General features: G+C 71.9%; 1 protein-coding gene and 1 pseudogene. Both read right to left on the minus strand.

Annotation, left to right across the window (positions count from 1 at the left end; genetic code table 11):
• Positions 1–974, minus strand: a 974-nt coding sequence (locus K2Z83_RS21505) for a glycosyltransferase family 39 protein (protein WP_220597239.1), incomplete at its 3' end; no start/stop codon positions are given.
• A 38-nt stretch (positions 975–1,012) separates the two neighbouring features.
• Positions 1,013–2,607, minus strand: a pseudogene (locus K2Z83_RS21510) (hypothetical protein); the annotation flags it as partial.

The raw sequence follows: 2,607 nt of genomic DNA on the forward strand, positions 1-2,607 counted from the left end.
GCCGGCGGCACCCAGATCGCCGGGCGGGCCAGCATGTCATCGCTAAACTCCAGGGCGAACAGCTTCTTCAGCTCAACCCAGGCCTTCGCCGCGAAGCGGGCCGGGTCGCCCGTGATCGCCGCGACCCCCTCGCGGGTCGCCAGCTGCTGGCGGCCCAGCCGGTCATCGCCCATCGCGTAGAGCTGCGCCTTCACCGCCTCGCGCCCGGCCGGGTCGTTGTCCAGCCACAGGTTCTCCGCGCCCGTCGTATCGATCAGGATCATCCCGCCATACATCACATAGTTCCGCGCCGCCCAGGGCAGCACCACCAGCAGCGTCGCCAGAGCATACGTGGCCGCCATCCGCCACCCGCCCCGCCACCGTAGGGGCGCAGCAGGCGTCCGCGCCTGCTGCGCCCTCGCCCACAGCCACACCGCCCCCAGCGGCAGCAGCGGCAGCGCCACCGAGCGCAGCAGGCAGAGCGCCCCGACGATCAGCCCGGCCACAGCCGCCTCGGCCAGGCGCCCGCTGCGCGCGGCCCGCAGCAGCAGCCAGAGCGCCGCCGTCAGCCCAAACAGAAACAGCGCCTCCGTCAGCAGCTCCGTCGCGTTCGCCGCCAGCGTATAGCTCAGCGCGCAGAGCGCCGCCGCCAGCAGCGCCGGCCCGCGCGACTCGACCCCCGCGCGGCGGGCAACCTCGCGGGACAGCAGATACACCAGCGGCACCGTCGCCGCGCTGATCAGCGCCTGGACAAGGCGCAGGTTCTGCACCAGCGAGTCAAAGAAGTAAATACAGCCAGCCAGGAAGACCGGGTAGAGCGGCGGGCGCATCAGCCGCAGCTCGACATACTGGTGGTCACGCAGCAGCGTGATAGCCTGGTCCAGATACTCGCGCTCATCCCCGCCCAGCGGGTAGAACTCGCGCCAGCGCCAGGCCAGCAGGCGCAGCATCAGCCCAAAGGCTATAATCAGTATTAGCAGAATTCGCTTTTTCATAATCACAAGAGATAGAAGGGCGGACGAAGTCCGCCCTTCTATCTCTCCCTCACCTCCGCCCAGTCGAGCTGGAAGCTCAGCCGGCGCAGCTGGCCCACCTGCGGCCCCTGCTGGCGCACCAGGTCCAGGGCGTCGGGCACAAAGGTGTCGCCGCGCAGGGCGATGGTCAGGTCGGAGTTCGCCGGGCGGGCCGACAGATCCAGGCAGACCGTGCGCAGCTCGCGGGTCAGCGCGAATCCGCCCAGCGGCGCGTCGTCGAGGCTCGCGCTCACCGTGGGCAGGTCCAGATCCTCAGGCCAGCCCAGCCCCGAGATATTGAGGCAGAGCCGCTGGGGCGCGCCGCTGGCCGCCTGCGGGAAGCGCAGGCGCGACTCGCCCGTCGCCCAGCGCACCGTCGCCCCGAGGTCGGCGTCATAGCGGCCCAGGTAGAAGCCATCGATATAGCCCAGGTCGTTATCGTCGGCCAGATCGATCCGGTTGTCGGGGGCGGGCGGCGGGTGGAGCCACTGCCATGCCCATGCCACCGGGTTCTGGTCGTCCACCGAGGGCGGGTTCAGCTCGCGGCGGGCCGCCTCGATGTCGCCCAGCTGGCGGAACAGCTCGCCGGCGATCAGGCTCGTCTGCCAGCCCTCCAGGGGCCGCGTCGGCTCGTCGGCCAGCCGGTCGAGGCCCGCCGCCGGGCGGCCCTCAAGCCCAGCGAGCAGCGGCGCGCCCACGGCGACCGCGTAGCCCGGCAGCTGCTGATCCATCAGCAGCTCGTGGGCGGCCCCCACATCCCCGGCCCCGAGGGCGGCGCCGAGCCGCTGCTCGGCCAGGTAGCCGGGGCGGGCGGCCAGGGCCAGCCCGGTGCTCGCCAGGCTCGACGGGTAGGGCCCCAGGTAGGAGGCCCAGCGCGCGGCCTCGCCGGGGGCGCGTGGCTCCAGGTAGGCGTAGGGCGTCGCCGCCACCAGCAGCAGCATCCCGGCCAGCGCGGCGCAGGCCGCCCCGTAGCGCGTGCGCAGCCCGCCCCAGCCCGGCAGCGCCGCCAGGGCGCAGCCTGCCAGCACAAACACCAGCGGCATCAGCGGCACCCGGAAGCGGTTGATCGCAAACAGCAGCGGCGCCGTCCCCAGGTTATACAATAACCACAACCCCAGTAGGGGCGCAGCAGCAGGCCGACGCAGTCGGCCTGCTGCTGCGCCCCCCTGTGTCCGAATCAATCCCCACCCCACCACCGCCAGCGGCAGGGCCAGCACATACAGCGTATCGTCCAGCAGGAAGAGCGACAGGGCGTACCAGGGCGGCAGGCGGCCCAGGGCGAAGCCCTTGCTCAGCCGCTCGTCGCCGGTGTAGTTGATCTGGAACAGGTCGATCAGCTCGCCCAGGCTCTTCGTCACGAAGGCCCCCGGTGCGGCCCGCAGCAGGCAGAGCGCCTCGGCGCTCAGCAGTCCCTGCCGGTCCGCCTGCGTGATCTGCGCCGCCGGACGCTCCAGGGCCGCCAGAATGCGCGTATCGCCGGCCGCGTACAGGCACGAGCCGCCCCGCTCGTCGGCCAGCAGCCCGCGCCGCTGATCCTGGCTCAGGGTCGGGTCGAGCAGGGCCAGCACAAAGTTACGGACCGGCGCGTCGCTCCGCCCGCCGTCGTAGGCCGTCC

The sequence above is a fragment of the Oscillochloris sp. ZM17-4 genome (genome assembly GCF_019599295.1).
In the GTDB taxonomy this organism is placed as follows: domain Bacteria; phylum Chloroflexota; class Chloroflexia; order Chloroflexales; family Chloroflexaceae; genus Oscillochloris.